Annotated in this window: 3 protein-coding genes; all 3 read right to left on the bottom strand. The window is 54.4% G+C overall.

Translation table 11 applies throughout. The annotated features are described in order from the left end of the window. The coding region (locus tag ACOSYY_RS09145; protein WP_421661961.1) for a peptidylprolyl isomerase at positions 1-290 on the bottom strand (290 nt) is incomplete at its 3' end. Positions 291-346: 56 nt separating this feature from the next. Beyond that, positions 347-1051, bottom strand: a complete 705-nt coding sequence (rnc, locus tag ACOSYY_RS09140) for a ribonuclease III (protein ID WP_421661960.1) — start codon at positions 1049-1051, stop codon at positions 347-349. 13 nt (positions 1052-1064) lie between these two features. Continuing rightward, positions 1065-1934, bottom strand: an 870-nt coding sequence (locus ACOSYY_RS09135) for a beta-ketoacyl-[acyl-carrier-protein] synthase II (protein ID WP_421661959.1), incomplete at its 5' end; no start/stop codon positions are given.

Here is a 1934-nt window from a genome sequence, read left to right as displayed (position 1 = left end):
TCTCCGCCTTGAATCATGAAACCGGGAATAACTCGGTGAAAAATCGTCCCATTATAAAACCCGGACTTCGCCAGCTTAATGAAATTCTCGACATGTTTCGGCGCGACATCCGGATAGAACTTGATTTCGATATCGCCGAATTTCGTTTTGATGATCGCTCGTGACCCTTTTGGGATTTCAGTCTTTGAAGTCGGCGCTTTGTCGGTCGCTACAACCGCCTCGATTCCCGAAACCGATAGAGCCACGACAACCACCATTCCCATCAGCATCCGACCGACTTGCTTCAGCATCGCTGACCTCCCATAGCGTTCCATGATAATGTCCAGCCATTTTAGCACGGACTCGCTCAACCCTCAGCCCGCTCCAGCGCTCGTTGCGCCGCCTCCTGCTCCGCCTCCTTCTTACTGTGTCCTCGACCAATCCCGAAAACTCTGTCATTCACCAACACGTTCACTTCAAATACCTTTTGGTGATCCGGCCCAGTTTCGCGTACGATCACATACCGAGGCAACAATTCATACCGCTTTTGACACCATTCCTGGAAGCGTGTCTTGTAATCATCTCCTCCGGGTGTTTCTTGCAAGACATCGATTTGGCGCAGTGCGTCGGTCAACGCCTCAATGGTGAAGTCTCGACTCGCCTCCAAACCGCCGTCAAGATAGATTGCCGCAATGATGGCCTCTAATGCATCAGCCAGCAGTGAGGCTTTGTCACGTCCATTCGAGCGTTCTTCGCCTCGACCAAGTTTCAATCGGGCGCCGAGATCTAACCTCCTGGCCGCATTCGCTAATGATACTTCGCTCACGAGCTTGGCTTTAAGTTTTGAGAGCGCGCCTTCGCTTAACTCAGGATAGCGCCTTGCCAGATGATCGCACATGATGAGCGACAAAACGGCATCCCCCAAAAACTCAAGCCGCTCATTATGTTTTCGGCCGGGCTCTCGGCGCTCGTTCACGTACGATTTGTGTGTCAACGCTTCTACCAAGAAGCTCTGATTCGTGAATCGATAGTTCGATATGGCAGGAGAATCGGCTGAAGGAGCCGGCGTCATCGTGACACGCGCACTACGCGTCCCGTTTCTTGAAGATCAAACAAGCGTTGACTCCACCGAATCCAAAGGAGTTCGACAACGCTGTTGTGATGGATGCAAGCCGTGCCTTATTGGGGACATAGTCCAAATCACAAGCCGGATCGGGATTTTCCAGATTGATCGTGGGGGGGAGAATACCGTGGAACAACGCCAGCAGACTGAAGACGGCTTCAATCCCACCCGCAGCTCCGAGTAGATGCCCTGTCATGGACTTGGTCGAGCTGACCGGAATTCGAAATGCCTGTTCGCCGAACACTCGTTTGATCGCTCGGGTTTCAATGGCATCGGCCATCGTCGAGGTGCCATGCGCATTGATATACCCGATCTCTTCGCGATTGATTCCGGCATCTTTGAGAGCGAGTTCCATGCAACGGACGGCGCCTTCACCTTCTTCCGGCGGCGCCGTAATGTGGTAGGCATCGCTGTTCATCCCATACCCGATGATCTCGCCGTACATTCTGACCCTACGTCTAAGGGCATGTTCCAGTTCCTCGATGACCACGACCCCCGCACCCTCGCCCAGCACAAAACCATCTCGGTCCTTGTCGAACGGGCGGCTCGCCTTCGTCGGTTCATTGTTCCGGAATGACAATGCCTTGGCCGCTGCGAATCCCGCCACGCCCAACGGAGTGACCGCCGCTTCGGCACCACCGGCCACCATGACATCGGCATCACCTCGTTGAATCAGACGGTACGCATCCCCGATGCAATGATTGCCAGTGGCGCAAGCCGTCACCGCACAAGAGTTGGGTCCTTTAGCTCCGATCCGAATCGCCACCTGCCCGGACGCCAAATTGATGATGGTCATAGGAATGAAGAACGGTGAGACCCGGCCGGGCCCTTG

This window comes from Nitrospira sp. BLG_2, from assembly GCF_049222245.1.
This window is presented reverse-complemented; position numbering and strand designations above follow the sequence as displayed.

Coding starts and splice junctions, on each gene's coding strand:
- rnc (WP_421661960.1), bottom strand. CDS start 1,051: ATGACGCCGGCTCCTTCAGCCGATTCTCCTGCCATATCGAACTATCGA.